The 1,177-nt window shown below is 55.7% G+C and carries 1 pseudogene; it reads left to right on the top strand.

Annotated elements, in window-relative coordinates:
• Positions 1-49 precede the first annotated feature (49 nt).
• Positions 50-1,167: pseudogene (locus ACR3FB_RS23930) on the top strand (IS3 family transposase).
• The last annotated feature ends 10 nt before the right edge of the window (positions 1,168-1,177 follow it).

Genomic DNA, 1,177 nt, shown 5'->3' with positions numbered 1-1,177 from the left:
GGCCCCCTAAAACTGTGCCACAGTTGGCTTAGTTTTGGAGACGGGATTGATGGCGCGGAAACGGTATTCGGACGAAGATATTCTGCGGCTTTTGCGCGAGATTGAGCTGGGCCTGGCATCTGGTTCGGATGTCGCGACGGCGTGCAGAACGGCTGGTGTCAGTGATGCGACCTATTACACATGGCGCAAGCGGTTTGGTGGGATGGGACGATCTGAGATGGCCAATCTGAAGGCGCTGCAGAAAGAGAATGATCGGCTCAAGAAAATCGTGGCTGAGCTTGAACTGGACAAACTCATTCTCAAGGAGAGCCTTGATTATCTAAAGCCAAAGGCCTGACGGCAGACCAGCTTCGTCAGGCCGTGGTCCACACCCGACAAAAGCTGGCAACCTCTGAACGGCGCACCTGTCGCGTGATTGGATTGGCGCGGAGCACGCTGCAATACCGCGCAGCGCCAAAGGATGATGAGGCGTTACGTCTGGCGATGATCCGATTGGCCAAACGGTATGGGCGCTACGGCTACCGCAAGGTCGCCGAGCTGCTGCGTGTCGAAGGCTGGGCAGTCAATCATAAAAAGATCGAACGACTATGGCGCGAAGAAGGCTTGCAGCTCCCACAACGGCACAAGAAACGCAAACGGCTGTACCACAAGGACAGCTCGATCATCCGGCTCCGACCGCAACATCCCAATCACATCTGGAGCATTGACTTTGTCCACGACAAGCTGAGCAACGGACAGAGCTACAAGATGCTGACGGTGCTGGATGAGTATACCCGTGAGGCGCTCTGCGTAGCGGTCAAGCCGAAGATGAACAGCGCAGACGTGCTGGATGCGCTCTACCCACTCTTATTGCGGCACGGGAAGCCCGAACACATCCGTTCCGACAACGGCGCGGAGTTCATCGCAACGGCCCTGCAGACCTGGTTAAGAAAGGTGGGCATTAAGCCGATCCAAATCTACCCGGGATCACCTTGGGAGAATGGATACAACGAGCGCTTCAATGGCACTCTGCGCCGGGAAGTCCTCAACGCAGAATGGTTCCACACCACCAAACAGGCTCAGATCGTCATCAATACCTGGCTTAGACAGTACAATCGTGTCAGACCCCATCAGGCTCTAAACATGCGACCGCCCGTTCCAGAAACCTTGCTCAAAACTGGCCCATAGAATTGGGGCT

This window comes from Ruegeria sp. AO1, assembly GCF_056535985.1.
Note: the sequence above shows the minus strand (reverse complement) of the source record. Positions and strands in the feature narration are given on the sequence as shown.